Origin of the sequence: Epilithonimonas mollis (assembly GCF_900142325.1) — a bacterium.
GTDB lineage: Bacteria > Bacteroidota > Bacteroidia > Flavobacteriales > Weeksellaceae > Epilithonimonas > Epilithonimonas mollis.
This window is the reverse complement of the sequence record NZ_FRAM01000001.1, coordinates 1,368,612-1,393,656: the sequence shown is the minus strand read 5'-3', so window position 1 is coordinate 1,393,656 and position 25,045 is coordinate 1,368,612. Positions and strand designations below refer to the sequence as shown.

28 protein-coding genes are annotated in these 25,045 nt (G+C 38.0%); 19 read left to right on the top strand and 9 right to left on the bottom strand.

The annotated features are described in order from the left end of the window. Positions 1-32 precede the first annotated feature (32 nt). The 6 genes from BUA97_RS06260 (at position 33) to BUA97_RS06235 (ending at position 4,824) form a co-directional block, all read left to right on the top strand. The gene (locus tag BUA97_RS06260) at positions 33-470 is read left to right on the top strand and encodes an META domain-containing protein (protein ID WP_245795816.1); all 438 of its coding nucleotides are present in this window, start codon (positions 33-35) and stop codon (positions 468-470) included. A gap of 117 nt (positions 471-587) precedes the next feature. Next, complete coding sequence (locus BUA97_RS06255; RefSeq protein ID WP_072996944.1) at positions 588-1,001, top strand: OsmC family protein; 414 nt, start codon at positions 588-590, stop codon at positions 999-1,001. Positions 1,002-1,211: 210 nt separating this feature from the next. Beyond that, positions 1,212-2,423: a GTPase HflX gene (gene hflX, locus BUA97_RS06250; protein WP_072996943.1), complete on the top strand. Its 1,212-nt coding sequence runs from the start codon at positions 1,212-1,214 to the stop codon at positions 2,421-2,423. Between the two features lie 66 nt (positions 2,424-2,489). Beyond that, positions 2,490-3,761 (top strand): cation:proton antiporter, encoded by a 1,272-nt coding sequence (locus tag BUA97_RS06245; protein ID WP_072996942.1) that lies wholly within the window; start codon positions 2,490-2,492, stop codon positions 3,759-3,761. A gap of 2 nt (positions 3,762-3,763) precedes the next feature. Next, a complete protein-coding gene (locus tag BUA97_RS06240) occupies positions 3,764-4,489 on the top strand; it encodes a DNA alkylation repair protein (protein ID WP_072996941.1) in 726 nt (241 codons plus the stop codon). Beyond that, a complete protein-coding gene (locus BUA97_RS06235; protein ID WP_221405649.1) occupies positions 4,489-4,824 on the top strand; it encodes a DUF6122 family protein in 336 nt (111 codons plus the stop codon). Before BUA97_RS06240 ends, BUA97_RS06235 begins: the two co-directional genes overlap by 1 nt. Positions 4,825-4,826: 2 nt before the next feature. Here BUA97_RS06235 and BUA97_RS06230 read toward each other — a convergent pair whose 3' ends face one another. Then, positions 4,827-5,207 carry a group III truncated hemoglobin gene (locus BUA97_RS06230; protein WP_072996940.1) on the bottom strand — a complete coding sequence of 127 codons (381 nt, stop codon included), beginning with the start codon at positions 5,205-5,207 and terminating at the stop codon, positions 4,827-4,829. A 79-nt stretch (positions 5,208-5,286) separates the two neighbouring features. Between BUA97_RS06230 and BUA97_RS17120 the strand changes: the two genes are divergently transcribed. From BUA97_RS17120 to BUA97_RS06215, 4 genes are all read left to right on the top strand, one after another. Next, a complete protein-coding gene (locus BUA97_RS17120) occupies positions 5,287-5,454 on the top strand; it encodes a hypothetical protein (RefSeq protein WP_175546176.1) in 168 nt (55 codons plus the stop codon). Positions 5,455-5,475: 21 nt separating this feature from the next. Next, positions 5,476-5,964 carry a YkgJ family cysteine cluster protein gene (locus BUA97_RS06225; RefSeq protein ID WP_072996939.1) on the top strand — a complete coding sequence of 163 codons (489 nt, stop codon included), beginning with the start codon at positions 5,476-5,478 and terminating at the stop codon, positions 5,962-5,964. Between the two features lie 105 nt (positions 5,965-6,069). Next, complete coding sequence (locus BUA97_RS06220) at positions 6,070-6,486, top strand: CBS domain-containing protein (RefSeq protein ID WP_072996938.1); 417 nt, start codon at positions 6,070-6,072, stop codon at positions 6,484-6,486. Positions 6,487-6,623: 137 nt separating this feature from the next. After that, on the top strand, positions 6,624-6,896 hold the full coding sequence (locus tag BUA97_RS06215; RefSeq protein WP_072996937.1) for a hypothetical protein: 273 nt from the start codon (positions 6,624-6,626) through the stop codon (positions 6,894-6,896). Between the two features lie 47 nt (positions 6,897-6,943). Here the strand turns inward: BUA97_RS06215 and hemE are convergent, their stop codons facing one another. The 4 genes from hemE to hemA all read right to left on the bottom strand — a co-directional run bounded on the left by hemE (position 6,944) and on the right by hemA (position 11,120). Then, positions 6,944-7,969, bottom strand: coding sequence for a uroporphyrinogen decarboxylase (gene hemE / locus BUA97_RS06210; protein WP_072996936.1), 1,026 nt, complete (start codon positions 7,967-7,969; stop codon positions 6,944-6,946). A gap of 170 nt (positions 7,970-8,139) precedes the next feature. Beyond that, positions 8,140-8,847 carry a uroporphyrinogen-III synthase gene (locus BUA97_RS06205; protein WP_072996935.1) on the bottom strand — a complete coding sequence of 236 codons (708 nt, stop codon included), beginning with the start codon at positions 8,845-8,847 and terminating at the stop codon, positions 8,140-8,142. Positions 8,848-8,953: 106 nt separating this feature from the next. Then, positions 8,954-9,862 (bottom strand): hydroxymethylbilane synthase, encoded by a 909-nt coding sequence (gene hemC / locus BUA97_RS06200; protein ID WP_072996934.1) that lies wholly within the window; start codon positions 9,860-9,862, stop codon positions 8,954-8,956. Continuing rightward, positions 9,831-11,120, bottom strand: coding sequence for a glutamyl-tRNA reductase (gene hemA, locus BUA97_RS06195; RefSeq protein ID WP_072996933.1), 1,290 nt, complete (start codon positions 11,118-11,120; stop codon positions 9,831-9,833). Before hemA ends, hemC begins: the two co-directional genes overlap by 32 nt. A gap of 259 nt (positions 11,121-11,379) precedes the next feature. Between hemA and BUA97_RS06190 the strand changes: the two genes are divergently transcribed. The 5 genes from BUA97_RS06190 to rodA all read left to right on the top strand — a co-directional run bounded on the left by BUA97_RS06190 (position 11,380) and on the right by rodA (position 17,120). Next, a complete protein-coding gene (locus BUA97_RS06190) occupies positions 11,380-12,405 on the top strand; it encodes a rod shape-determining protein (protein WP_072996932.1) in 1,026 nt (341 codons plus the stop codon). Positions 12,406-12,504: 99 nt separating this feature from the next. Continuing rightward, positions 12,505-13,359, top strand: coding sequence for a rod shape-determining protein MreC (gene mreC / locus BUA97_RS06185; protein ID WP_072996931.1), 855 nt, complete (start codon positions 12,505-12,507; stop codon positions 13,357-13,359). Further along, on the top strand, positions 13,349-13,855 hold the full coding sequence (locus BUA97_RS06180) for a rod shape-determining protein MreD (RefSeq protein ID WP_072996930.1): 507 nt from the start codon (positions 13,349-13,351) through the stop codon (positions 13,853-13,855). Before mreC ends, BUA97_RS06180 begins: the two co-directional genes overlap by 11 nt. Next, a complete protein-coding gene (locus tag BUA97_RS06175; protein ID WP_072996929.1) occupies positions 13,852-15,876 on the top strand; it encodes a peptidoglycan D,D-transpeptidase FtsI family protein in 2,025 nt (674 codons plus the stop codon). Before BUA97_RS06180 ends, BUA97_RS06175 begins: the two co-directional genes overlap by 4 nt. Further along, the gene (gene rodA, locus BUA97_RS06170; RefSeq protein ID WP_072996928.1) at positions 15,873-17,120 is read left to right on the top strand and encodes a rod shape-determining protein RodA; all 1,248 of its coding nucleotides are present in this window, start codon (positions 15,873-15,875) and stop codon (positions 17,118-17,120) included. Before BUA97_RS06175 ends, rodA begins: the two co-directional genes overlap by 4 nt. 118 nt (positions 17,121-17,238) lie before the next feature. Here the strand turns inward: rodA and BUA97_RS06165 are convergent, their stop codons facing one another. Then, positions 17,239-18,861 carry an ABC-F family ATP-binding cassette domain-containing protein gene (locus tag BUA97_RS06165; RefSeq protein ID WP_072996927.1) on the bottom strand — a complete coding sequence of 541 codons (1,623 nt, stop codon included), beginning with the start codon at positions 18,859-18,861 and terminating at the stop codon, positions 17,239-17,241. A gap of 71 nt (positions 18,862-18,932) precedes the next feature. Here BUA97_RS06165 and smpB point away from each other — a divergent pair, with 71 nt between their 5' ends. From smpB to BUA97_RS06150, 3 genes are all read left to right on the top strand, one after another. Then, positions 18,933-19,397 carry an SsrA-binding protein SmpB gene (smpB, locus tag BUA97_RS06160; protein WP_072996926.1) on the top strand — a complete coding sequence of 155 codons (465 nt, stop codon included), beginning with the start codon at positions 18,933-18,935 and terminating at the stop codon, positions 19,395-19,397. A 67-nt stretch (positions 19,398-19,464) separates the two neighbouring features. After that, positions 19,465-20,955 carry an OmpA family protein gene (locus tag BUA97_RS06155; protein WP_072996925.1) on the top strand — a complete coding sequence of 497 codons (1,491 nt, stop codon included), beginning with the start codon at positions 19,465-19,467 and terminating at the stop codon, positions 20,953-20,955. Between the two features lie 105 nt (positions 20,956-21,060). Further along, positions 21,061-21,801 carry a YebC/PmpR family DNA-binding transcriptional regulator gene (locus BUA97_RS06150; protein ID WP_072996924.1) on the top strand — a complete coding sequence of 247 codons (741 nt, stop codon included), beginning with the start codon at positions 21,061-21,063 and terminating at the stop codon, positions 21,799-21,801. 69 nt (positions 21,802-21,870) lie between these two features. Here the strand turns inward: BUA97_RS06150 and rpmA are convergent, their stop codons facing one another. Next, the gene (rpmA, locus tag BUA97_RS06145; RefSeq protein ID WP_072996923.1) at positions 21,871-22,128 is read right to left on the bottom strand and encodes a 50S ribosomal protein L27; all 258 of its coding nucleotides are present in this window, start codon (positions 22,126-22,128) and stop codon (positions 21,871-21,873) included. Between the two features lie 27 nt (positions 22,129-22,155). Next, the gene (rplU, locus tag BUA97_RS06140; RefSeq protein ID WP_072996922.1) at positions 22,156-22,554 is read right to left on the bottom strand and encodes a 50S ribosomal protein L21; all 399 of its coding nucleotides are present in this window, start codon (positions 22,552-22,554) and stop codon (positions 22,156-22,158) included. A gap of 406 nt (positions 22,555-22,960) precedes the next feature. On the opposite strand from rplU, the gene BUA97_RS06135 reads away from it, so the two are divergent. Then, a complete protein-coding gene (locus tag BUA97_RS06135) occupies positions 22,961-24,460 on the top strand; it encodes a GH3 auxin-responsive promoter family protein (RefSeq protein WP_072996921.1) in 1,500 nt (499 codons plus the stop codon). Between the two features lie 195 nt (positions 24,461-24,655). Here the strand turns inward: BUA97_RS06135 and BUA97_RS06130 are convergent, their stop codons facing one another. After that, positions 24,656-24,991, bottom strand: coding sequence for a DMT family transporter (locus tag BUA97_RS06130; RefSeq protein ID WP_072996920.1), 336 nt, complete (start codon positions 24,989-24,991; stop codon positions 24,656-24,658). Positions 24,992-25,045 lie beyond the last annotated feature (54 nt).

The window sequence follows — 25,045 nt, the reverse complement described above, 5'->3', positions numbered from 1 at the left end:
ATTTGGCACATAGAATGAGTAAATTTGAAAAGATGAAATTTCTAAAAACAATCGGTGTTTTATCATTTTTAGTGCTTTTAATGTATTCTTGTAAAACATCGAATCATTCCGCTACTACAATGGAAAATATTCACAGAAAATGGATGTTGGTTGAATACAATGGTTTCACGAAAGATGAACTTGTAAAACTAGAAGCCAATATGGATTTGACGAAAAATTCTGATGTACCCAACCGGCATACTGCAAAAATGGGCTGTAACGGAATGTTTTTCACGGGAGAATTCAATCAAGGAAAAGCTAAATTTTCAGGTGTTGGCTCTACGATGATGTATTGTGAAGGCAGAATGAAGCTAGAGGAACTGTTTGGTAAAGATTTACCAAAAATGAATCAATACAAAATCGAAGGGCATTTCTTAACCTTAACAAACGGAATAACCTCGATGAAATTTGTAGCTGCAGATTGGGATTGAGCAATAATTGATGAATGATAAATGATGAATGATTCCATTACCAACTTAAAACTTTGAATTTAGAAAGATAACGCCTTTGCGTTGATAAAATAATATAATCAAACCAAAATAAAACTTATGAAAAGAAGTGCAAAAGCTGTTTGGAAAGGAACAGTAAAAGACGGAAGCGGTGTTCTGACAACACAAAGTACAACGCTGAATGAAACTCAATATTCATTCAAAAGCCGTTTCGAGGAAGGTGTCGGAACCAATCCGGAAGAATTATTGGCAGCAGCTCACGCAGGATGTTTCACAATGAAAACTTCAGCGCTATTGACAGAGGCAGGTTACACGCCGGAAAGTCTGGAAACCGATTGCAAAATCAGTTTGGTGGAAGGTAAAATCACTTTGTCGGAACTTACACTGACTGCTAAAATCCCTGGAATCTCAGAAGATGATTTCCAAAAAATTGCGCAGGATGCCAAAGAAAATTGTCCTGTGAGTCAGGCTTTCAGCTTTGAAAAGTCATTGACTGCAACACTTGAGAGTTAAGTGGATTTATCGCAAAGTCGCAAAAATATTTTGAAAATCGACACACAAAAAATTTCAAATTATAAATTTTATATGCGACTTTTATAAGATTAACTTAAGTGCAAATTTTGCGACTTTGCGTTAGAAGAAAATTAAAAGAGCCAAAGATATTCTTTGGTTTTTTTGTTCAAAAATAGTATCTTGTCAGAATCAGAAAATTATCAATTTTAAATGTTAGAAAAGAAAGAACATCAGTATGAAAGAGCGGTTTTGGTTGGCCTTGTCACCCAAAATCAGGACGAAAGTAAACTGAAAGAATATATGGACGAGCTGGAGTTTCTGGCTTTCACAGCCGGTGCGACGGTAGATAAGAGATTTACCCAAAAGCTCACACAACCGGATTCCAAAACCTTCGTGGGAAGCGGAAAAGCCTTGGAAATCAAAGAGTATGTTAAAGAAAACGGAATCGGTACTGTAATTTTTGATGACGAATTGTCGCCTTCGCAATTGAAGAATCTGGAGCGAGAAATGGAAGTCAAAATTCTAGACAGAACCAATCTTATTCTTGATATTTTTGCCCAAAGAGCGCAGACTTCCTATGCGAGAACTCAGGTTGAACTGGCTCAGTATCAATATCTTTTGCCACGATTAACAAGGATGTGGACCCACCTTGAGCGTCAAAAAGGTGGAATCGGGATGCGTGGTCCGGGTGAAACGGAAATTGAAACCGACAGAAGGATTATCCGTGACCGAATTACTTTGCTGAAAGACAAGCTCAAAACCATTGACAAACAAATGTCTACCCAAAGACAAAACCGAGGTAAAATGGTTCGTGTGTCTTTGGTAGGTTATACCAATGTCGGGAAATCGACCTTGATGAATGCGCTGTCTAAATCGGATGTTTTTGCGGAAAATAAATTGTTTGCAACCTTGGACACAACGGTAAGAAAAGTGGTGATTGGAAATCTTCCATTTCTTTTGACAGATACAGTTGGGTTTATCAGAAAATTGCCGACACAGTTGGTGGAATCTTTCAAATCGACGTTGGATGAGGTTCGTGAAGCGGATTTGCTGATTCACGTTGTTGATATTTCACATGAAAGTTTTGAAGACCATATTGCCTCTGTCAATCAGATTCTTCAGGAAATTGATGCGCATCAGAAACCGATGATTATGGTTTTCAATAAGATTGACGATTTTAGTTACGAGAAAAAAGATGAAGATGATTTGACACCCTCATCCAAAAAGAATATTTCACTGGAGGAGTGGAAAAAAACGTGGATGGCCAAATCCAAACATCCGACAGTTTTCATCTCTGCTTTGACTAAAGAGAACTTCCCGGAAATGAAGAAAATGATTTACGATGAGGTTCACAGAATCCACATTTCGAGATTCCCTTACAATGATTTCCTGTTCGAGTATTTTGATGATGAGGAAAATTAATATGAAAATTTTAAAAGCATAGTTGAAAAACTAACAACCATCAACCAAAAACCACCAACTAAATAAATGGAGTTATATTACTCATTTTCAGTTCTTATCGTCTTAGCATCTTTGTTTGCTTACATCAATTATCGCGTTTTAAAATTACCGAGTACCATTGGAATTATGGTGATTGCAATTATCGTATCGGTAACTTTGGTAGCGTCGGGCGATAATTTTTTACCAAAGACAACGACGCATTTAACAAAATTGGTAAACAACTTTGATTTTACCGAAGTTCTAATGGGTGCGATGTTGAACTTTCTGCTTTTTGCAGGCGGAATCCACGTCAATATCAAGGATTTGAAAGAGCAATTCGGGCCTGTTGTTATTTTTTCTACTGTTGGTGTGATTATTTCAACTTTTGCCGTTGGTTTTGGAACTTATTACTTATTGCCTCTGGTTGGCGTTCAAATGCCGTTCATTTATTGTTTGGTTTTTGGGGCATTAATTTCTCCTACAGATCCTGTTGCAGTTCTCAGTATTCTGAAACAGGCAAATGTATCTAAATCTTTGGAAACAAAAGTTGCCGGCGAATCTTTGTTTAATGATGGGATGGCAGTTGTCGTTTTTACGGTGGTTCTTCAATTAGCCATCGGAAAAGACATTGATTTGAATGTTGAAAATGTAGGACTTCTTCTCATAAGAGAGGCTGGAGGAGGATTACTTTTAGGCGTTCTTCTCGGCTATTCGGCTTCCAGAGCAATGCGGGTTGTGGATGATTATATCATTTCCGTACTCATCACATTGTCAGTTGTTATGGGTGGTTATCTGATTGCCCGCGAGATGCATATTTCTGCACCTTTGGCAATGGTGGCTGCAGGATTATTTATGGGGAATTTCAGTGAAAGTTTCAAAATGAAATCTGAAACGCAGGATTATCTCATCAAATTTTGGGAGCTGATTGACGAGATTATGAATGCGGTTCTATTCTTATTTATTGGTTTTGAGTTGCTGTTAATCAAAGACTTAAATGAATATCTCATTGCCGGTGGTATTTGTATTATGATTGTTCTGCTTGCACGTTGGATAGCGATTTTTATTCCTACAAAATTCATGGCTTTCAAATACCGGTTCAGCCCGCAAACGGTGAAAGTTTTGGTTTGGGGTGGCATCCGTGGTGGCGTTTCCATTGCTTTGGCACTATCAATCCCGATCAATGAGTACAGTCAGATTATCATCAGTATCACTTATTGTGTCGTGGTGTTTTCGATTGTTGTTCAAGGATTGACGATCGCAAAAGTGGCGAATCCGAAAAAGATTGCTACGGAAGAGAAGATCATGGAAACAATTGATTAATTATGTCAGCATCATTAATGGTTTCGGAAATTAAATTGGCTTTGCAGGATCTTTCAATTCCCGAAAAGGCAGAATTCTTCCCGAAGTTTTTTAAAACCGGAAAAGGGGAGTATGGCGAAGGCGATTTGTTTATTGGTGTGAAGGTTCCGGATCAAAGGAGCGTTGCCATGGAATTTTATAATAAAATTTCTATGAACGAGTTAAGCGAGTTGTTGTCTTCACCAATCCATGAGCATCGGTTGACAGCTCTGGTGATGCTGGTTTATAAATTTGAAAAAACAAAAGATAATATTCAGAAAAAAGAAATCGCAGATTTTTATCTGAGACATACAAAATACATCAACAATTGGGATCTGGTGGATACATCGTGTTATAAAATTTTAGGCAGGCATTGTTTTGAAAATCAGGATTCTAAAATATTAGAAAAACTATCCGATTCCGAAAGTATGTGGGAAAAAAGGATGGCAATTGTAGGAACAATGTATCACATCAAAAAAGGACAATTTGAATTAACGAAATCACTCGCTCTCAAAAATCTTTATCATCCACATGATCTGATGCACAAAGCCAACGGCTGGCTGCTTCGCGAAATGGGGAAAAAGGACGAAAACGAATTGCTTGATTTTCTTAATTCTCATTATAAAGAAATGCCAAGAACCTGTCTCCGATATGCCATAGAAAAATTGGATGAACGACTTCGGCAAAATTATTTAAAAGGAAAAATCTGATGGATGATTCTTTGCTGAGACCTTTTTTGCATTACTTTTTACACTTCGGATTTCCTATTGTGATAGCTTTCCTGCTTTTCAGAAAGAATTGGAAAAAGGCTTATTTCATAATGCTCACGTCGATGCTGGTGGATGTTGATCATTTGCTCAGCACACCTGTTTTTTCACCGGACAGATGCAGCATCAATTTTCATCCACTCCATACATATTGGGCGATTGGTGTTTATTTCCTGTTGTTATTCTTCAAAGGAAATCTCAGGATTCTTGGCGTAGGATTATTGTTTCATATGCTGACAGACTGGATTGACTGCCAGTTACATAATATTGGTTTTTAGAATCATCGGATTCTGGCATTTGCCATTTTATGGTTCATAATCCTGCCAATATTCAATGCTCTGGTAATTGCCGTTTCAGCAATATCACCTTCAAAGTTGTCGTGCACGGTTTTTTCCCAAACCTGCAGCCAGCGGTTGAAATGTTTTTCTTCCAACGCAGTAACTTCATTCAGCGGAAAATGCACACGCATCGGATTTCCTTCATAGACAGGATTTCCCAGCAGGATACTTTCCCAGAAATTGTACATTTTCGGAAGATGTTTGATGAGGTCGATTTTCGCAATGTCGGTAAAGAAAAACCCGATCAAATCATCCTTTATAACTTGACCATAGAATTCCTTAACCAGATATTCTACATCTTCTCTTGTTGTAATATCGTTCATATTCACAAATTTAATGATTTGCAATGGGTTGATAATAAGATTAATATCAGTTTTTCGTATATTTGAGAAAAGCAAAGTTATGTACACATTCACCATTTTGCCGACTTTGGTAGTTTTAGGATTTATCTCTGTAACACTTTACAAACATTTCATAAAAAAGAACAAGCAGGATCTGAAATCTTCATTTCTGTTTGTGCTGGGTTTTTCAGCGCTTTGGTGCGGACTATATTACTTGGTTTTTTCATAGTAAAACAGTTAGTTTTGCAGCATGAATCTCGATTTCTATAAAACACAAGCCCAGCAAAAGCAGAAGGAACACAAAAAATTTTTGGATGGGCTGAAAAAGAAACCGCCTAAAAATCTTGATTATCTGGTTTTAGAAAAGCACGAAGAGACGTTCAGTGAAATCGATTGCCTCAGCTGTGCCAATTGCTGTAAAACCACAGGTCCGCTTTACACGGAAAAAGATATTGAAAGAATTTCTAAACATCTCAGAATGAAGCCTGCGGAGTTCGAATCTAAATTTCTGAGAATAGATGAAGATCAGGACAAAGTTCTTCAAAACCTGCCTTGCTTTTTTCTGAATGACGACAACACCTGTTCGATTTATGATGTACGTCCAAAGGCTTGCAGAGAATATCCCCACACAGACCGGAAGAAAATTTATCAGATTAATAATCTTACCATCAAAAATACGCTTATTTGTCCTGCAACTTATGTTTTTGTAGAGAAAATGATAAAGGCAACAGAAAAATAGCCTTCATAATTTACGAATAAAATAGTTTTTTTTATCGTGATTTTTCTCAGCCGGAAAATGAATCTTAGTTTCTAACTTTATATGCAATAAAAAATATAATATGCCATGAAACAAAGAGTTCCGGTTACTGTAATTATGGCAAAAAAAGTAATTACATTGCCCAAAACAGACAATCTTGAAAATGCAGAATTGCTTTTCAGACAGCACAAAATCCGTCACATCCCTGTAGTCAATGGCAAAACGGTAATCGGGATGTTGAGTTATACGGATCTGCTCCGCATATCTTTTGCAGATTCTATTATGGATGACGGGAATGTGGATACGGAAGTTTATAATCTCTTCACTATAGAACAGGTTATGGCAAAGAATGTAACAGAAATTGATGCCGCAACTACTATAAAGGAAGCTGCGGAAATCCTGGCAAGTAAAGAGTTTCACGCATTACCTGTCTGCAAAAGAGGAAAACTGGTCGGTATCATCACTACTACGGATCTTATCCGATACCTTTTAAGTCAATACTAAAAGACAAAAATTATTAAAAAAAACAATTTATTTTTTTCAAAATTTCTTTAAGACGATGTTAAAGTTTGCTATATTTTTTATTTAACATAATATTGGTTTAATGTTTGGTCTTGATTATCAACACTAAAATAATTATTATGAAAAATTTAATGGCAGCTGGTTTAATGATTTTTGGGACAATGTTCCTTACGGCGCAGGTGACAACACCACAGCAAGACACAACAAGAACCAAAACGGAGAAAAAGACAAATAAAATGAACAAAAAAGCTCCGGAAACTGTTCAGCCAAACGGAATGAACAGAACGATTGACACAACAATGCAGAATAACAATAACAATTGGAATCAGCCAAAAACAACAACCAAAAAAGATTCAGTCTGGAACAAGTCACAGCAACCGACAACCAGATAATTGATGATAATTAAAAACGGAGCAAATTTTTTTGCTCCGTTTTGTTTTTATAGTTCCCATTCCACCACTGCTTTTACAAAAGCTTCGGCATTTTCAACCGGAATGTTAGGTAAAATCCCGTGTCCGAGGTTGACAATGTACTTATCCTTTCCAAAACGATTGATCATTTCGTGAACCATTTTCCGAATCGTTTCCGGTGTAGAGTGCAATCTCGACGGGTCAAAATTCCCCTGCAAAGTCACAGCATTATTAGTGAATTTTCTAGCATTTTCAGGCGTGATCGTCCAGTCAACACCAAGTGCAGACGCTTTAGATTTCGTCATTTCGTCCAAAGCAAACCAGCAACCTTTCCCGAAAACCACAACGTGCGTCAGTGGCGCCAAAGCCTCAACAATCTGATTGATATATTGCCAGGAAAAATCCTGATAGTCAGCCGGAGAAAGCATTCCACCCCAAGAATCGAAAACCTGAACAGCAGAAACACCTTTCTCAACTTTTCTTTTCAAATAAGCAATCGTGGTGTCCGTGATTTTCTGTAATAATTTATGCGCAGATTCTGTCTGCAAAAAGCAAAACGATTTAGCGATATTGAAATCCTTCGAACCTCTACCTTCGATGCAGTAGCAGAAAATCGTCCAAGGCGAACCAGCGAATCCAATCAACGGAATCTCATTGTCCAGCTTTTCCAAAGTCATTTCTATCGCATCAAAAACGTAACCCAAAGTATCATTCACATCAGGAACAATCACATCATCAACTTGCTGAGCTGTTCTGATAGGATTGTCCAGCCAAGGTCCAACCGATTCTTTCATTTTGAAATCGATGCCCATCGCTTGTGGAACCACCAAAATGTCCGAGAACAAAATCGCCGCGTCCAAAGGAAATCTTCTGATCGGCTGAACCGTGATTTCCGACGCCAGTTCCGGTGTTTGACATCTGGTGAAAAAATCGTATTGGTCGCGCAATGCGATGAATTCCGGTAAGTATCTTCCGGCTTGTCTCATCATCCAAACTGGCGGTCTTTCCACGGTTTCTCCGCGAAGTGCCTTTAAATATAGGTCGTTTTTAATCATTTTTAATATTATTTTGACTTGCGTCGAACCACTTTGTTAGGTTTGGGCGCCTTTATCCGCCTTCCGCTCCCAATCTTTTCACTTCACTACGTTGCGTAAAAAGGATTTCCGCTCAAGTCGGGGCGCGCTTCGCAAATACAATTTTAGTCATTCAAATTAAATCAACATTGTCATAATGAGCCTGTCGAAGTATCTTTTAAAATCAAATTTAAAATATCAGCTAAAGTATTTTTCGAGCTTGTAATTACTTTATTATCCGTTAGTTTCTTAATTTCGGAAGTCGTTGTTTTTCCAATCGAAAAAATCTTAACATCACCAAATTGATTAAACTTTGCAAAACTACGAACTCCGCTCGGACTGAAGAAAACAATCGCCTGATATTTCTCATCGATTTTCGGATAGAGCAGTTCTGTCTTATAAACAGGGATTTTTTTGTACGAGATATTTTGCAAAGGAAGCTTTTCATCTAAGATGTCTAAAGCAATATCGCCGCAAAAATGGAGGAATTTTTCATTCACAGAATTTTCTGTTATGAACTGAGACAGTTCCTGGGCATTCTTACAAAGTTTAAAAGTTCCGAAATTGTGCTTTCTCAATTCCTTTTTGGTCTGCGAACCGACGACATAAATTTTATTATAATTCTTCGGCTCGGCAAAATTTTCATTTGGTGAAAATCCATTTTCGAAAAAAGCTTTTACGCCATTCACACTGGTGAAAATCAATGAGTTGTTTTTTAAACCGAAAGTTTTAGTTTTTAAAATTTCAGTTTTGATGACTTCAACAAAATCAACCGACACTTCGACTCCGCTCAGTGCAAGTGTTCCCAATTTCTCAGAAACTTTTTCTTTATCCAGTGATTTTGTAAAAAGGATTTTCATATTGGGATTTTAACACAAGGTTCACGAAGTTTTTTCACGAGGAACACAAGGCATATGTTCAATTGAGTACTTTGTGAAACCCTTTTGTGCTTTTGTGTTTTAAAAATTATAATGACTTTTTAATTTCTTCCATCAGCTCTTTTCCTCCATTTTCCAGAACTTTGTTGGCTATCTTTTCTCCGAAGTTTTCATAATCGTTCCAGTTAAAAATTTCATCTGTTTCGATGCAGTTTTTCCCGTCAAGAGAACATAGCCTTCCTAGGAATCTGATTTGTCCGTCAATCATTTCTGCTTTTGCGCCGATTGGAGCTGTACAACCGCCTTCCAGCGTTTTCAGAAATTCTCTCTCTATTGTTACACAGATTTCAGTTTCTTTATGGGAAATTGATTTTAAAATCGATGGAAGGTCTTCATTATCATTTTTGCTGGCAATCGCAACAACACCTTGCGAAGGTGCTTGCAGCATAAACGGAATCTGTTCATAATTGAGATCCAGATTCATACGCTTAATTCCGGCTAATGAAAATAAAGTAGCGTTGGCAATGCCATCATCCAGCTTTTTCAGGCGGGTCTGGACATTTCCTCTTATGTCTGTGAATTCAGTTTCCGGGAATTCTTTCAGCCAAAAAGCGCGTCTTCTCAAACTGCTGGTAGCGATTTTCAAAACTTCCAGATCCAGGGGTTCAGAGTCATTATTTCTCACCAAAACATCTTCAGGAAAATCTCTTTCCAAAACAGCAGAAATCTGAATGTTATTCGGCAATTGCGTCGGAACATCTTTCAGGGAATGAACGGCAATATCAATATCATTATTCAATAAAGCAATGTCCAAATCCTTCGTGAAAATACCTGTGATTCCCAAGGCGTAAAGCGGTTGATTCAGATTTTTGTCGCCAGAACTAACAATAGGAACAATCTCAGTCTTGAAACCAAGATTCTGCAGTTTCGATTCAACTTGGTGAGCCTGCCAGAGTGCAAGCGGACTATTTCTGGTTCCTATTTTTATTGTGTTCATCAGAGTCTTGTTTATGAATGTCGAGGATGTCTTCCATCATTTTTGTGATTTCGTCTGCGCGGGAAGGGTTTTCCAGAATATATTTTGCAAACCGGTTCGTGATTTTCTGTACCAGATTATTGGACAGTTCCATATCCTCAATTTTGGCGTAATGAAATTTCTTATGGATATTATGCATCTCGTGCTGCTCAATTCTTTTCAAAGAATTTTTGAAATGATTGATATTCGGAGCCAGTTTTCTTTTCTTTTCCCAGTCTACGAATTCCTTTGCCATTTCTTTGATGATACCTTCCGCTTTCGGGATTTCCTTTTTTCGCTGTTCCATCGTTTCCTTGATGGTTTGTGAGAGTTGATCCACATCTATCACTGTTACGTTTTCCAGATCACCAATTTCCTTCTGAACATTGTTCGGAATCGATAAGTCTATGACTAACATGGGCTTATTTTCAGGGAAATTTGATTCGTCAATGATATATTTCTGAGCACCGGTTGCAACAATCAGAACATCAGTTTGTTTCAGTTCTTCAGGGAAACTGTTGAAATCGATTTGAGGAATATTGTATTTGTCAGCAATTTTTTCGGCCTTCTCAAAAGAACGGTTTGCAATTTTGATTTTCGGCTGGTAGATGTGTTTTACAAGATTCTCTATCGTGTTTTGACCGATCTCTCCAACGCCTAAAAGAAGAATATTTTTTTCGTGGATATGTCTTGTATTGTTCAGTATATAATGAACCGCAGCATAAGAAACCGAAGCAGAACCTGTGCTGATGCCGGTTTCGTTCTTAATTCTTTTTGAAATCTGAATGGATGAATTAATAGCTCGTTCCAGATAGGGATTGGAAAAGTCTTTATATTTTTTGAACCGATGGTATGCGTTTTTGATTTGAGAAACAATTTCAAAATCACCGATTATCTGACTTTCCAGGCCTGCGGCCACACGAAAAAGGTGAAATAAAGCATCTTCACGCTGGATGACATTGACATATTTCAGGAATTCGGAAAGACTCACGCCTACAGTATTACAGTATAATTCCGCAATGTGAAGGTAATTTTTCGTAGTGGAATAGATCTCTGTCCTGTTGCAGGTGGAAACCACAAAGGCATCACCGTAATCCTGTTCATGGATCTGATTCACAAAAGATTTGATGTGCTCATCGAAGAATGCAAAACGGCCACGCGTTTCGGCATCGGCTTTTTCATAGCTGATGCTGAGAACAGCAAAATCAGAAGTCTGGTGAAATTTATTTCTCTGGCTCATTTTCAGTGAGCAAATTTACGATTTTTAAAACTAAGGCTGATGATGAATGTCAGTTTACCGAATTGAAAAAATCTATATTATTTATTAAAATACTTAAACCAACGATCATAACTAAACACGGATTTCATAAATTTTTTTTGCAATTTTGATAATTTACAACACGAAAATTTAATAAAATTTTAACCAAAAAAAATGGATTTGCATCTTTAGAATGTATCTAAATTTATATCTTTGTAAACTTAATAATTATTGAACGGAAATGGGTTTATTGGATATGTTCACGCAAGAGATTGCGATTGACTTAGGGACGGCAAATACGCTAATTATACATAACAACAAAATCGTTGTGGATCAGCCTTCTATCGTGGCGATAGAGCGTTCGTCCGGTAAGCCGATAGCAGTGGGAGAACAGGCAAAACATATGCAGGGTAAAACCCACGAAGATATCAAGACAATTCGCCCGCTGAAGGATGGTGTGATTGCAGATTTCCACGCTTCCGAACATATGATTAAGGAATTCATCAAGCAGATTCCGGGTATTAAAGGAAAGCTTTTTCAGCCAGCACTCAGAATCGTGATTTGTATCCCGTCTGGTATTACTGAAGTTGAAAAAAGGGCGGTTAGAGATTCTGCTCAGAAAGTGAATGCCAAAGAAGTTCGTCTGATTTACGAGCCAATGGCAGCTGCAATAGGTGTTGGAATAGATGTTCAGAAACCGGAAGGAAATATGATTATCGACATAGGTGGTGGAACAACGGAGATTGCTGTAGTAGCACTTGGCGGAATTGTTTGTGACAAATCTGTAAAAATTGCAGGTGATGTTTTTACCAATGATATCGCTTACTACCTGAGAACACATCATAATTTATATATTGGGGAAAGAACGGCTGAGAGAATCAAATTAGAAGTTGGTTCGGCAGTTGAAGAATTGGATGTTCCCATCGATGATATTCCTGTACAAGGTAGAGATTTGATTACAGGGAAACCAAAAGAAATTATGGTCAATTATAAAGAAATTGCCAAAGCGCTTGATAAATCCATTATCAGAATCGAGGATGCGGTGATGGAAACATTATCACTGACGCCTCCGGAACTGGCAGCTGATATCTACAAAACAGGTATCTATCTTGCAGGTGGTGGTGCGCTTCTGAGAGGTTTGGCAGACAGGCTTCACAGAAAAACAGGACTTCCTGTTTTTGTGGCTGAAGATCCGTTAAGAGCAGTTGTAAGAGGAACTGGAATTGCTCTGAAAAATATGGATAAATTCAATTTCTTAATCAAATAATAATCTTCTTAAAATTGCAATGATTGTAAATTTTTGATACTTCTGAAATCGAAGCCTGAAAAATTATTTATCAATCATCAATTATCATTTATAACTTAGATGGGTGCTCTGCTAAGATTTTTTTCCAAGAATGCATTATTTGTGTTCTTCATATTTCTACAATTGGTGGCAGTTGTATTGATATTCAGCAAAAATTCTATGCAGCAAAGTTTTATCGCTGCTAAAACAGCGGCTTTCAATTCCTGGGTTTCCGGGTATATTGATGAAGGAACTTCTTATCTGAAATTAAAACAAATCAACGAAGATCTTGTTGCCCAGAACAAATCACTGATGCTGGAACTTTACGGAAAAGAGAAATCAAAAAATCCAGAATTCCGGAGGGTTTATGATACCATTGGCGGCGGACAGATTTATACTTTTGTTGACGGCGAAGTGGTCTTTAACAGTATCAACAGAAAGGATAATTACTTTACGATCAACAGGGGCAGACTTCAGGGTGTCAATTCCAAAATGGGTGTCATTGCACCGAGAGGAATTGCCGGAATTGTGATTAATACTACCGATAACTATGCTTTGGTTCAGTCTGTTCTGAGTATGAATAAAATCAAAATCAGTGCGGCGCTCAAAAAGTCCGGTTATTTCGGAACATTGTCATGGAAAGGCGATGATTCCCGGACGATGACACTTTCTGACGTTCCGAAATATGTTCCTCTGAAAGTTGGTGACACGGTTGTAACAGACGGAAAATCTTCTATCTTCCCAGCCGGGATATTAGTAGGTACGGTTGCCGGTTATGAAGTGGACAGCAAAACAGGTTTCTGGGATATTTCTGTAGAACTCAGCGAGAAAATAGGAAAATTAAGCAAGGTTTTTGTGGTTAGAAACCTTAAAAAATCTGAGGTTCAGAAAATTGATGATACCTTAAAAGTACAAATCAAAAAAGATGGTCAGTAGAAACATTGCATCGGACTTGCTTCTAATAGCACTGCTTACAGCTTTTCAGATTTTTATTCTGAATAGGATTGCTTTGTTTGGACAGTATATTCCTGTGCTTTATCCTGTATTTGTCATGTTTTATCCGTTTTTCCGAAATCAGTTTCAGTTTCTGGGATTGAGTTTTTTATTAGGATTATGTATTGACGCATTTCTCGGAACTTGGGGGATCAATGCATTTGCAACTACGGTTATCGCATATTTCAGAACGATTATATTCAGAACTTCTACGGATACAACAACGGATTTTTTCTCATTCCAAAGTATCCAGTGGACACAGTTTATATTTTTTATAATAACCAGTATTTTTATCCACCAGTTTTTGGTGCAGTTTATTGAGTTTTTTAAATTCACCAGATTTTTTGAAATTTTATTCAATGTAATAGTAACCAGTCTAATTTCGTTTGTATTTATACTAGCCTATACATTAGCATTTAAAATCAAGCAAAAAGTTTGAAATCACAATATCTTAAAATCCTTCTCGCTCTTTCTGTTATTGCAATTATTTTCATTGCAAGGCTTTCGTATCTGCAGTTATTTACAGACAGATATGCACTTAACGCAGCGAATACTTCCATCAAAATCGAATACGTTATTCCGCCAAGAGGCGTCATTTTTGACAGGAACGGGAAGATACTCGTAGGCAATCAGCCTGCATTCGAGATCTCTTACACTGCCGCACTTCTGAAACCCGATTTCGACACCCTTGGTTTTTGCAAGCTCATGAATATGACCAAGCCGGAGTTCATCAGAACAATGAAAAATATTGAGAAGGAAAAATATTATTCCCGGTTGACACCGATGACGTTTATGAAGAATCTAAGCCGCGAAGATATGGCGAGAATTCAGGAACTGATTTTTAAATATCCGGCATTCAGCATTGTTCCGCGTCCCCAGAGACAATATGAAATCAACACTTCTGGCAATCTTCTGGGTTATACCAATCAGGTTAATGACAATGATATCAAAAAAGATTCACTTTATTATCTGCCGGGAGATATTGCCGGCAAAAGCGGAATTGAGAAAGCCTATGAAAAAGAACTTCGTGGTGAGAAAGGTATGAAATATATCCAGAAAGACATCCGCCAGAGAAGTATCGGATCATACAAAAACGGAGAGCTTGATAAAGAAGTCGTTACAGGAAAAGATTTGACGCTGACCATTGATTACGATTTGCAGCGAATGGCAGAAGAGATGCTGGTTAATAAGCATGGAGCGATCGTTGCAATCGACCCGAATAATGGCGAGATTCTGACAATGGCAACAGGCCCGGATATTGACCCGAATCTTTTTACAGGTCCGGAAAAATCCAGAAACCTTTACCGGTTAGCCAATGATACGATTTATGAAAACAAGCCTACATTTGATCGTTCTGTGCAGGCGGCTTATCCGCCGGGTTCTACTTTCAAGTTGTTGACGGCACTTGCAGCCATGCAGATGGGTGTGATGACAGATAAAACGATTTTTCCTTGCGGTGGCGGATTCAATTACAGAGGTCTCAGAATCAAAGGACATGGCGGTGCGGATCCGTTGATTCCTTCCATTCAGGTTTCCAGCAACTGTTATTTTACTTATGCGTATCTGAATATTATTAATAAATATCCAGGCAATCCGTCCAAAGGTGTAGATGAGTGGAAAAATATCATGAACAGCTTTGGAGTCGGCGAATTCCTGAATAATGATTTGGCAGTTGGAGCAAGAGGTAGAATCCCATCCGGTGAATTCTATGAAAAAAGAATGGCAGGTATTTATAAGGCCAGCGGTTCTAAAAAAGACCCGAAAAACTGGGATCCACTGGCAACAGGTGCGGTTTTCAACGGAATGGGTCAGGGTGACGTCCTGCTGACGCCTATTCAGATGGCCAATGTGGTGGCGGCCATTGCAAACAAAGGATGGTATTACACGCCCCATATTGTTAAATCTATTGATGGAAAACCAAATCCCGATAAGCGTTTTAAAAAGAAACATTACACGATGGTTCAGAATCCGCAATTCTATAATGTGGTGATTCAGGGTATGGAAGCTGTGATGCTGAGAGGAACGGGACGTGGATTGATGTCAAAAGATTTTACCCAACTGGCAAAAACAGGAACAGCACAAGTTCCGCAGGGAAAGGATAATTCGATTTTTGTTTTGATTGCACCTGCTGATAAGCCAAAGATTGTTGTCGCTGCGGTGATGGAGCATGCAGGATTTGGGGCAACTTGGGCCGGACCGGCGTGTACAACTATTGCAGAAAAATATGTCACAGGCGAACTGAAAAGGGAACATCTTTACAAGAAAATGATAACTTCCAGCTTTATGCCGGAGTATAAAAGACAATATATCGCCGATATGAAACGTAAAGGCTGGTACAAAGAACCACCTAAAGACTCGGCGCAGCTGAAGAGAATCAAAGACAGTTTGCAGGCTATTCAGAATAAGAAATTAAAGAAAGACAGTACCAAATTGAAACCTCTAAAAACCAATGCGAGATGAAGTGGGCGGAAGGAATAGATAAACTTGGGATATCTCTTTATGTCCTGCTTTGTGTTTTTGCTATTATTAATATTTATAGTGTAAAAGCAGAGTTGGGTCAGAAACAGCTGATTTTCTTCGGCATCTCCTGTTTTGTCGGGATCATCATATTTTTTATGAGAACCAAGTTCTTTGAAAATATGTCTGCCGTGATTTATGTTGGCGGTATTTTGCTGTTGGTGGGATTATTCCCTTTCGGAACAGAAATTCTAGGGCAGAAAAACTGGTATAAGTTCGGAGGATTCACGATGCAGCCGGTTGAGTTTGCAAAAATAGGAACATCACTGATGCTGGCAAACTATGTGTCGAATCAGGACTTTAATATCAGTAACAGAAGATCGCTCATAACTTCGATGGCTATCATTGCGATTCCCGGCGCCGTTGTCCTTATGATCCCGGATGTGGGTTCCCTTTTGGTATTTGTTGCCTTCGTAATAGCTCTGTACAGAGAAGGTCTGTCAGGAAAGCTGTTTGTAGTCGGGAGTTTATTCGCTGGTGTTTTCCTGATTGCAAATTACCTCAATGATCCTTTGAAAATCAGTCTTTGGTATTTCATGATAATCATTCTTGTTTTAGGCGCAATATGGTTTGCCTTCAATGTTTTCCTTCTGAATAAAAATATTTACAGTCTTTTGCCAGCTGCAGGGATTATTCTTTTGCTGGCAGGTTTGTCTGTGATCTCACCAATAGTTTTTGAAAAGCTTCCGAAGCACCAACAGGAGAGAGTCGAGGTTTTGTATAAAGGAGAAAGAGAATTCCGTGATACTTCGGGTTACAATTTGCTTTATTCCAAAACAGCCATCGGCTCTGGCGGTATGATGGGCAAAGGATACAAACAAGGTTCAGTAACGCAGGGCAAGTTCGTGCCGGAGCAGGAAACCGATTATATTTTCTGCACCGTCGGAGAAGAATGGGGGTTCGTCGGGAGTACAATTCTGATTCTGTGTTATGCCATTTTTATCGGCCGGATCTATTATCTGGCAGAAAATCAGAAAACAATATTTAACAGGGTCTTTGGCTATTGTTTTGCTTCGATTCTTCTTATTCATTTCAGCATTAATCTCGGGATGGTTATGGGGCTTTTTCCGACAGTTGGGATTCCTCTGCCTTTTTTCAGTTACGGAGGAAGCTCGCTTTTGGCCTTCTCAATAATGACATTTATTTTCTTCAAGCTTAATTATGCTGATAAAAACAGTCTGGTATAGGTACAGCTAATTACAATAGATAAATTCTCAAAAAGCCGTAAAGTTTATAGATTCAAAAACAAAAGCATCCCGAAACTCGAAATGCTTTTTTGTGTCAGTTTATTTTTGTTATTCTGGATTAAGAATACATCTGCTCTTGGAGTTCCTTTATCTTTTTGTCACCAAGATATTCATCATAAGTCATATCTCTGTCGATAATGCCTTTTGGCGTCAGCTCAATAATTCTGTTACAAACAGTCTCCAGCAATTCGTGGTCATGGGAAGAAAGCAAAAGATTGCCTTTGAAGTTGCTCAGTGAGTTGTTCAACGTTGTGATACTTTCCAGATCCAGGTGATTGGTTGGCTCGTCCAGAAGGAGTACATTCGCTTTCTGAAGCATCATCCTGCTGAACATACAACGCATTTTTTCTCCTCCGGAAAGCACTTTACAAGATTTAAGCGCTTCATCTCCGGAAAACAACATTCTTCCCAGGAAACCTCTCATAAATTCTTCATGACGCTCTTCGTCATTTTTCGTGAATTGTCTCAGCCAGTCTACCAGATTAACGTCATCCTGAAAATAATCTGTGTTGTCCAAAGGCATATAAGACTGGTTCGTGGTTACACCCCAGTTATAAGTTCCTTTGTCCGCTTGCGTAGTTCCGGAAAGGATCTGGAAAAACTCTGTGATGGCCAATGAGTTTCTAGAAATAACAGCGACTTTATCACCTTTTTTAAGATTAAGATCGATATTCGAGAACAATAATTCTCCGTCTTTTGTTTTTTCAAGACCTTTTACATCCAGGATCTGATCTCCAACTTCTCTTTCTATATCGAAAATAATGGCAGGATATCTTCTTGAAGATGGTTTTATATCATCAATGTTCAGTTTATCAATCATCTTCTTACGTGCTGTTGCCTGTTTTGCTTTTGCCACGTTGGAACTAAATCTCGCGATGAAATCCTGTAATTCTTTTTTCTTTTCTTCAGCCTTTTTGTTTGCCTGAGCTCTTTGTCTCGTTGCCAGCTGGGAAGCCTGATACCAGAACGAGTAGTTACCTGTATAAAGATTCAATTTTGAATAATCCAAATCTCCGATGTGTGTACAAACGGCATCCAGGAAGTGACGGTCGTGTGAAACAACGATTACGGTGTTTTCATAATCTGCGAGGAAATCTTCTAACCATGCGATCGTTGCGATATCCAGGTCATTGGTAGGCTCATCCAGAATCAAAACATCAGGATTCCCAAACAATGCCTGAGCCAATAAAACTCTTACTTTGTCCTTATTTTCCAGTTCCGACATCATTTGCCAGTGCATATCATCTTTGATGCCGACATTCGAAAGCATGGTCTGTGCATCAGCTTCTGAGTTCCATCCGCCCATTTCATCGTAGATTACACCTAGTTCCCCAGCTTTGATACCGTCCTCATCGGAGAAATCTTCTTTGGCATACAATGCATCCATCTCTTCTTTGATCTCGAAGAGCTTTTTATTTCCTCTCAGAACGGTTTCCAATACTGTGAAATTGTCGTATGCAAAGTGATCCTGCTCCAGAACGGACATTCTTTTTCCCGGCTCCAATGAAACATTGCCAGAAGTGGATTCCTGCTTTCCACTCAATATTTTAAGAAATGTGGATTTCCCGGCACCGTTTGCACCAATTATCCCATAACAATTTCCTTTCGTGAATTTTATATTAACTTCGTCAAAGAGAACTCTCTTCCCGAACTGTAAAGATAAATTAGATACTGTTAACATATAGTTTTGTAAATTTGTTGCAAAAATACGAAAATTAGTTGGGATAGTGAAGTGTCACCAATCATTAACATATGAAAGTTAAAATCGAAAAAACTGTTAATATTCTTAACAAGAGAGCACGGTTCGAATATGAAATTCTGGATGAATATGAAGCCGGGATTGTTTTGACGGGTACAGAGATAAAATCATTACGATCTTCCAAGGCATCCATTACAGAAAGCTTTTGCCAGTTTATAAACAATGAATTATATATCATTAATATGATGATAGATGAGTATAAACTTGGCACGTTTTATAACCACAAAACAAAAAGGGAACGGAAATTGCTACTGCATAATTACGAATTGCAAAAACTTAAAAAAAAGTTAAAGGATGTTGGGAATACTATAATCCCTCTTAAGCTATACATTAATAATAAAGGAAAAGCAAAATTGCTAATTTCTCTTGCCAGAGGAAAAAAACTCTTTGACAAAAGAGAAGCAATAAAAGAAAGAGAGACTAAAGTTAACATCCAGCGATTGTTAAAGAAAAACTAAAAAAACTTTGTTTATAAAGAAAAATTATATTTATTTTGCATTATCAATTATTTAATCATTTAATTCTATGAAAAATCTAAAATTAGGAATTTCAGCATTAGCACTTACTGTTGCTTCTACTGTTTTCGCACAAACTACGACCAATAAGTGGGTTATTGGTGTAGGTGCTCATGGAGTGAATCACGTTGCTCAGAGAGGTAACTTCAGCAACACGTTCTCATTCAACAATTTCAAAGACAATTTATTTGGTGTATCTAAATATTCTATTACACCTCCACTTTCTAAATTGACAGTTGCAAGAAGCCTTGGAAAAGGTTTGGTTCTTGACTGGCAAACAACAGTTGGGAATGTAGAGAATAAAAGATTCGCTATGGATAAGGAGTTTTTCCTTATGACAGGTTTAGGTGTTCAATTCAAAGCAGCTGGTTTGCTTTGGGATGAAGAGTCTTGGTTTGACCCTTACTTGAGAGTTGGTGCGAACTATTTGAGACATGACTATACAGGTCTTACTTTTCCAAAAACAGATACAAAAGGTGAGTATTATGGTGCTTACAATGAAGATGGAGACATGACAGGTAAAGCTAATCACTTTACGGTTAGTACAGGCGCTGGTATCAACTTTTGGGTAACTAAAAACTTCGGTTTAGGTGTTCAGGGAGATTATGTTACTACTCCGGTTGATAAATCAAATGTAACTAACTTCTGGCAAGCATCTGCTTCATTGTTATTCAGATTTGGAAATACAGACAGAGATAAAGACGGAATCCCTGACAAAGATGACAGATGTCCTGATACGCCAGGTTTACCTGAGTTCCAAGGATGTCCTGATACAGACGGAGATGGCATTCCAGATATCGATGATCAATGTCCAGACGTAGCTGGTCCAAAAGAAAACAATGGTTGTCCTTGGCCAGATACAGACGGTGACGGAGTATTAGATAAAGATGATGCTTGTGTTGACGTTCCTGGTCCAGCAGAAAACAAAGGATGTCCTTGGCCAGATACTGATGGTGACGGAGTATTAGACAAAGATGATGCTTGTCCTACTGTTCCAGGTCTTCCAGAATACCAAGGTTGTCCTAAACCTAAAACAGTAACAGCTACTCAAGTTGAAGCTAAACTAGGAAGCGTATTCTTTGATTTCAATAAAGCAACAATCAAAGCTGAGTCTAAACCAGCACTTGATGAAGCTGCAGAATTAATCAAAAAAGATGGAGGTAACTATCTATTAGAAGGTAGAACTGATGCTAAAGGATCTGAAGCTTATAATTTGAAACTTTCAAGAGAAAGAGCTGCTGCAGTAGTTGCTGCACTAGATTCTAGAGGTGTTGATCCATCTGCTCTTAAGTCAATTGGGGTAGGAAAAGCAAAAGCTACTGTTCCTGCAACTGCTTCTGATGCAGAAAGACAAGTTGACAGAAAAGTTGTTGTAACTGCTGTTGAAGATGCGGCTCAATGGAGTGCTCTTAAGAAAAGAGATTACGACGATCCAACTCCAGTAAAAGTTAAGAAAAAAGCTACAGCTAAGAAAAAAGCTCCGGCTAAAAAGAAAAAATAATTTTAAATAAATTAATTTTCTAAATATAAATACCTCCAATTTTATTGGAGGTATTTTTTTTGTTTTCAGATTTCAGTACTTTTGTAGTATAAAATAAAAACTGTAATGGGAAGAGCATTCGAATATAGAAAAGCTTCAAAGATGGCCAGATGGGATAAGATGGCTAAAACATTTTCAAAGATTGGTAAAGACATAGCTCTGGCGGTAAAAGCAGGCGGCCCAGACCCCGATTCTAATCCGGCCTTAAAAAGATGCATCCAAAATGCTAAAGGTGCCAATATGCCCAAAGATAATGTCGAAAGAGCCATTAAAAAGGCAAGTGGTGCAGATGCGGAAAACTATGAAGAAATCACTTATGAAGGCTACGGGCAAGGCGGAGTTGCTTTCTTTGTAGAATGTACAACAAATAATCCTACAAGAACTGTTGCCAATGTAAGAGCGATTTTCAACAAGTTCGACGGTAATCTTGGTAAGAATGGTGAATTAGCTTTTATCTTCGACAGAAAAGGTATTTTCACAATCGAAAAATCTCAGATCAAATCGGACTGGGATGATTTCGAAATGGAAATGATTGACGGTGGCGCAGAAGAAATCGACCAGGATGAAAACGAAGTAATGATCACAACAGCATTCGAAGATTTCGGCTCAATGTCTCATAAGCTAGATGAACTTGGAATCGAGGCAAAAAGTGCCGAATTACAAAGAATTCCTAACAATATAAAAGGAATGACCGATGATCAGTTCAAAGCCAATATGAAGATGCTAGAAAGATTCGAAGAAGACGATGATGTTCAGAATGTATTTCACAATATGGAGTTTACAGAAGAACAATTGGAATCTATGTAATTTAGAGATCAAATCATAAAAAATCCCAACTGAAAAGTCGGGATTTTTTATATTATAAAACGCTGTTGATTATGCGTTTGGCTCGATAGATACAAAAGATCTATTGTTTGCTTTCTTTCTGAAAACTACAGTACCGTCAACAAGAGCGTGCAAAGTGTGATCTTTACCCATTCCTACATTTTCACCCGGGTGGTGTTGCGTACCTCTTTGTCTGATGATGATGTTCCCTGCGATTGCAGTTTGTCCTCCGAAAATCTTAACACCTAATCTTTTAGAATGAGATTCTCTACCGTTTTTGGAACTACCAACTCCTTTCTTATGTGCCATTTTATTTTAAGCTTTTGGGGTTAAAAATTATTCAGCAGTTTCGCTGGTTTCAGTTGCTACTTCAGCTTTAGCCGCTTTCTTAGGAGCTGCTTTTTTAGCCTCTTTTTTCGCACCGTCAAAACCGGTAATACCAGTTACAACGATTTGAGTTAATTGTTGTCTGTGACCGTTTTTCTTAGCATAACCCTTTCTTCTTTTCTTTTTGAAAACGATTACTTTGTCAGCCTGAACGTGGTCAAGAATTTCTACATCTACGGTAATACCGCTTACAGCCGGGGCACCAACAGTTACTGCACCGTTCACAGTAAGAAGAACTTTGTCAAAAGAAACTTTCGCTCCTTTGTCTCCTTTCAAACGGTTCACAAACAACTTTTGGTTTTGCTCAACTTTGTATTGAAGCCCTGCTATTTCTACAATTGCAAACATTGTTTATAAATTTTTATAATTATTCGAGGTGCAAAAGTAATCTTTTTATTTAAAAAATACAAAACAATTTCTAAATATTTAATTTTCTGAATGTTAATATTTATTTGGGCAGCTTGATCCGCCTTCCGCTCCCAATCTTTTTTGCCGACGATATCAGCTTAGATATAATTTTAAGGATGGCAAAAAAGGATTTCCGCTCAAGTCGGGCTGCAGATTCGACACAAAAACAAACTTTAAAATAAGAAATAACATTTGTCATTGAAAATTATCTAGGCGAGCCCCCCTTTGTGACCTAAAGACATTTAGATATAAAAATCTTTGTGAATTTTGTGTTTAAAAACTATAATACAAAGTACCTTATATACAAGATAAACTCTAAATTTGAAAATCGAAATTTTTTTGCGAAATGCTAAATTTTATAAAGAAAAACATTGCTCTAATCTGGGCGAAAAAACATATTGAAAAATCCAAAAGTTTTAAAACCAATGCAATTCAAAATCAGCAGGAATTGCTTTTAGATTTGGTGAAAACAGCCGAAAAAACATTATTCGGAAGAGAACATCAATTTGAAGATATCAAAACTATTAAAGATTTTCAAAGTAAAGTTCCTGTTGCAGATTACGAAGATTTAAAATCTTATATAGAAAAAGTAAAAAAAGGACAATCCAAAATCCTTTGGCCAGATTTGCCGGAGTATTTTGCAAAAACATCCGGAACAACTTCCGGATCCAAATATATTCCAATTTCCAAAGAAGCAATGCCTTTTCAAATAGCTGCTGCACAAAGCGCCATTTTTCATTACATTGGAAAGAAAAACAACGCCGATTTTGTTAACGGAAAAATGATTTTTCTGCAAGGCTCTCCTGAACTGGAAGAAATCAACGGGATTAAAAACGGAAGATTGTCCGGAATCGTTGCCCATCACATCCCTGATTATCTCCAAAAAAACAGACTGCCAAGCTGGGAAACAAACTGCATCGAAGATTGGGAAACCAAAATCGGTAAAATTGTAGAAGAAACCGAGAACGAAAATATGACCCTAATTTCCGGGATTCCGCCGTGGTTAATCATGTACTTTGAAAAATTGATTGACAGACACAACAAAAAAATCACACAAATTTTCCCGAATCTCCAATTGATCATCACAGGCGGCGTAAACTACGAACCTTATCGCGATAAAATGAACGAATTGCTCGGAAAAACGGTTGATATTGTTCAGACTTTTCCTGCTTCGGAAGGTTTTTTTGCTTTTCAGGATGATTATCAGAAAGATGGATTGTTACTGCTGACTAATCACGGAATTTTCTACGAGTTCATTCCCCTCGAACAATATGGAAAACCCAATGCACAACGATTGACGCTTAAAGATGTTGAGATGAACAAAGATTATGCTTTGGTTTTGACTACCAATTCCGGACTTTGGGCTTATTCCATTGGTGATGTTGTCAGGTTTATTGATAAAAACCCGCACAGGATTTTGGTTTCGGGAAGAACTAAGCATTTTACTTCGGCTTTTGGGGAACATGTTATTGCGTTTGAAGTGGAAGAAGCTTTGAAGGCAACAGTTGATAAATTTCCTGCTCAAATTACGGAGTTTCATCTTGCGCCAGAAGTAAATCCAACCGATGGATTGCCTTATCACGAATGGTTCATTGAATTTGAAAAAGAACCGAAAGATTTTGAAGCTTTTAAATCTGAGTTGGACTTACAGCTACGAAAACGGAATACCTATTATGACGATTTGATTTCCGGGAATATTCTACAGCCTTTAATCATTACGAAATTGAAAAAAAATGCCTTTCAGGATTACGCAAAATCTGAAGGAAAATTAGGCGGACAGAATAAAATTCCTCGCCTGGCGAATGACAGGAAAATTGGAGATTTTTTGACGGAGTTCAAATTGTAATCTTATTTTTAATATTGTTAAAGATTCGGGACTTTGACAAAGTGTGGTTTTCAGCGGAAACGCCGATTGAAGGGCAATCTCATAGCCCCGATAAAAGCGGCATCCTTTTTTGTTTTTCTTTTGTTTTCTTTTTTATGACAAAACGTTCTTAACAAAAAAGATACAGCGGATAGCGGGAAGCAGCTCCTTAAAAAATCAATGACTAACGGCTTTCAGCCCGACAATGGAGGCAATCAGGGTGAAGACGAAAAATAGCCGCCAGAAGGTGGCCGGCTCTTTGAAAATCAGAATCCCGACAACAACGCCACCCACAGCGCCAATGCCCGTCCAGACAGCATATGCCGTTCCGATTGGTAAACCGCTCTCGCCGGATATAGCTTTGAACATCAGAAACATACTGGTGAAAAGACAAAGAAAAAATCCTATCCACCAATAGATGCTTTCTTTCCCCGAGCTTTCCTGCGCTTTTCCAAGGCAGGTTGCAAACCCCGTCTCGAAAAGTCCTGCGATGATGAGTATAATCCAATTCATGCTGCGAAGATAAAATTTTGAAAATTAATGTGTAATTGTATGCGATCGATTATT

Bases quoted from the DNA above. Each gene is read 5' to 3' on its own strand.
- BUA97_RS06155 (WP_072996925.1), top strand. From the start codon at position 19,465: ATGAAAAATCTAAAATTAGGAATTTCAGCATTAGCACTTACTGTTGCT.
- hflX (WP_072996943.1), top strand. From the start codon at position 1,212: ATGTTAGAAAAGAAAGAACATCAGTATGAAAGAGCGGTTTTGGTTGGC.
- BUA97_RS06205 (WP_072996935.1), bottom strand. From the start codon at position 8,847: ATGAAAATCCTTTTTACAAAATCACTGGATAAAGAAAAAGTTTCTGAG.
- rplU (WP_072996922.1), bottom strand. From the start codon at position 22,554: ATGTTTGCAATTGTAGAAATAGCAGGGCTTCAATACAAAGTTGAGCAA.
- BUA97_RS06150 (WP_072996924.1), top strand. From the start codon at position 21,061: ATGGGAAGAGCATTCGAATATAGAAAAGCTTCAAAGATGGCCAGATGG.
- BUA97_RS06135 (WP_072996921.1), top strand. From the start codon at position 22,961: ATGCTAAATTTTATAAAGAAAAACATTGCTCTAATCTGGGCGAAAAAA.
- BUA97_RS06215 (WP_072996937.1), top strand. From the start codon at position 6,624: ATGAAAAATTTAATGGCAGCTGGTTTAATGATTTTTGGGACAATGTTC.
- BUA97_RS17120 (WP_175546176.1), top strand. From the start codon at position 5,287: ATGTACACATTCACCATTTTGCCGACTTTGGTAGTTTTAGGATTTATC.
- mreC (WP_072996931.1), top strand. From the start codon at position 12,505: ATGGGTGCTCTGCTAAGATTTTTTTCCAAGAATGCATTATTTGTGTTC.
- BUA97_RS06230 (WP_072996940.1), bottom strand. From the start codon at position 5,207: ATGAACGATATTACAACAAGAGAAGATGTAGAATATCTGGTTAAGGAA.
- BUA97_RS06225 (WP_072996939.1), top strand. From the start codon at position 5,476: ATGAATCTCGATTTCTATAAAACACAAGCCCAGCAAAAGCAGAAGGAA.
- BUA97_RS06235 (WP_221405649.1), top strand. From the start codon at position 4,489: ATGGATGATTCTTTGCTGAGACCTTTTTTGCATTACTTTTTACACTTC.
- BUA97_RS06180 (WP_072996930.1), top strand. From the start codon at position 13,349: ATGGTCAGTAGAAACATTGCATCGGACTTGCTTCTAATAGCACTGCTT.
- hemC (WP_072996934.1), bottom strand. From the start codon at position 9,862: ATGAACACAATAAAAATAGGAACCAGAAATAGTCCGCTTGCACTCTGG.
- hemE (WP_072996936.1), bottom strand. From the start codon at position 7,969: ATGATTAAAAACGACCTATATTTAAAGGCACTTCGCGGAGAAACCGTG.
- rpmA (WP_072996923.1), bottom strand. From the start codon at position 22,128: ATGGCACATAAGAAAGGAGTTGGTAGTTCCAAAAACGGTAGAGAATCT.
- BUA97_RS06255 (WP_072996944.1), top strand. From the start codon at position 588: ATGAAAAGAAGTGCAAAAGCTGTTTGGAAAGGAACAGTAAAAGACGGA.
- smpB (WP_072996926.1), top strand. From the start codon at position 18,933: ATGAAAGTTAAAATCGAAAAAACTGTTAATATTCTTAACAAGAGAGCA.
- hemA (WP_072996933.1), bottom strand. From the start codon at position 11,120: ATGAGCCAGAGAAATAAATTTCACCAGACTTCTGATTTTGCTGTTCTC.
- BUA97_RS06245 (WP_072996942.1), top strand. From the start codon at position 2,490: ATGGAGTTATATTACTCATTTTCAGTTCTTATCGTCTTAGCATCTTTG.
- BUA97_RS06165 (WP_072996927.1), bottom strand. From the start codon at position 18,861: ATGTTAACAGTATCTAATTTATCTTTACAGTTCGGGAAGAGAGTTCTC.
- BUA97_RS06260 (WP_245795816.1), top strand. From the start codon at position 33: ATGAAATTTCTAAAAACAATCGGTGTTTTATCATTTTTAGTGCTTTTA.
- BUA97_RS06220 (WP_072996938.1), top strand. From the start codon at position 6,070: ATGAAACAAAGAGTTCCGGTTACTGTAATTATGGCAAAAAAAGTAATT.
- BUA97_RS06130 (WP_072996920.1), bottom strand. From the start codon at position 24,991: ATGAATTGGATTATACTCATCATCGCAGGACTTTTCGAGACGGGGTTT.
- rodA (WP_072996928.1), top strand. From the start codon at position 15,873: ATGAAGTGGGCGGAAGGAATAGATAAACTTGGGATATCTCTTTATGTC.
- BUA97_RS06190 (WP_072996932.1), top strand. From the start codon at position 11,380: ATGGGTTTATTGGATATGTTCACGCAAGAGATTGCGATTGACTTAGGG.
- BUA97_RS06240 (WP_072996941.1), top strand. From the start codon at position 3,764: ATGTCAGCATCATTAATGGTTTCGGAAATTAAATTGGCTTTGCAGGAT.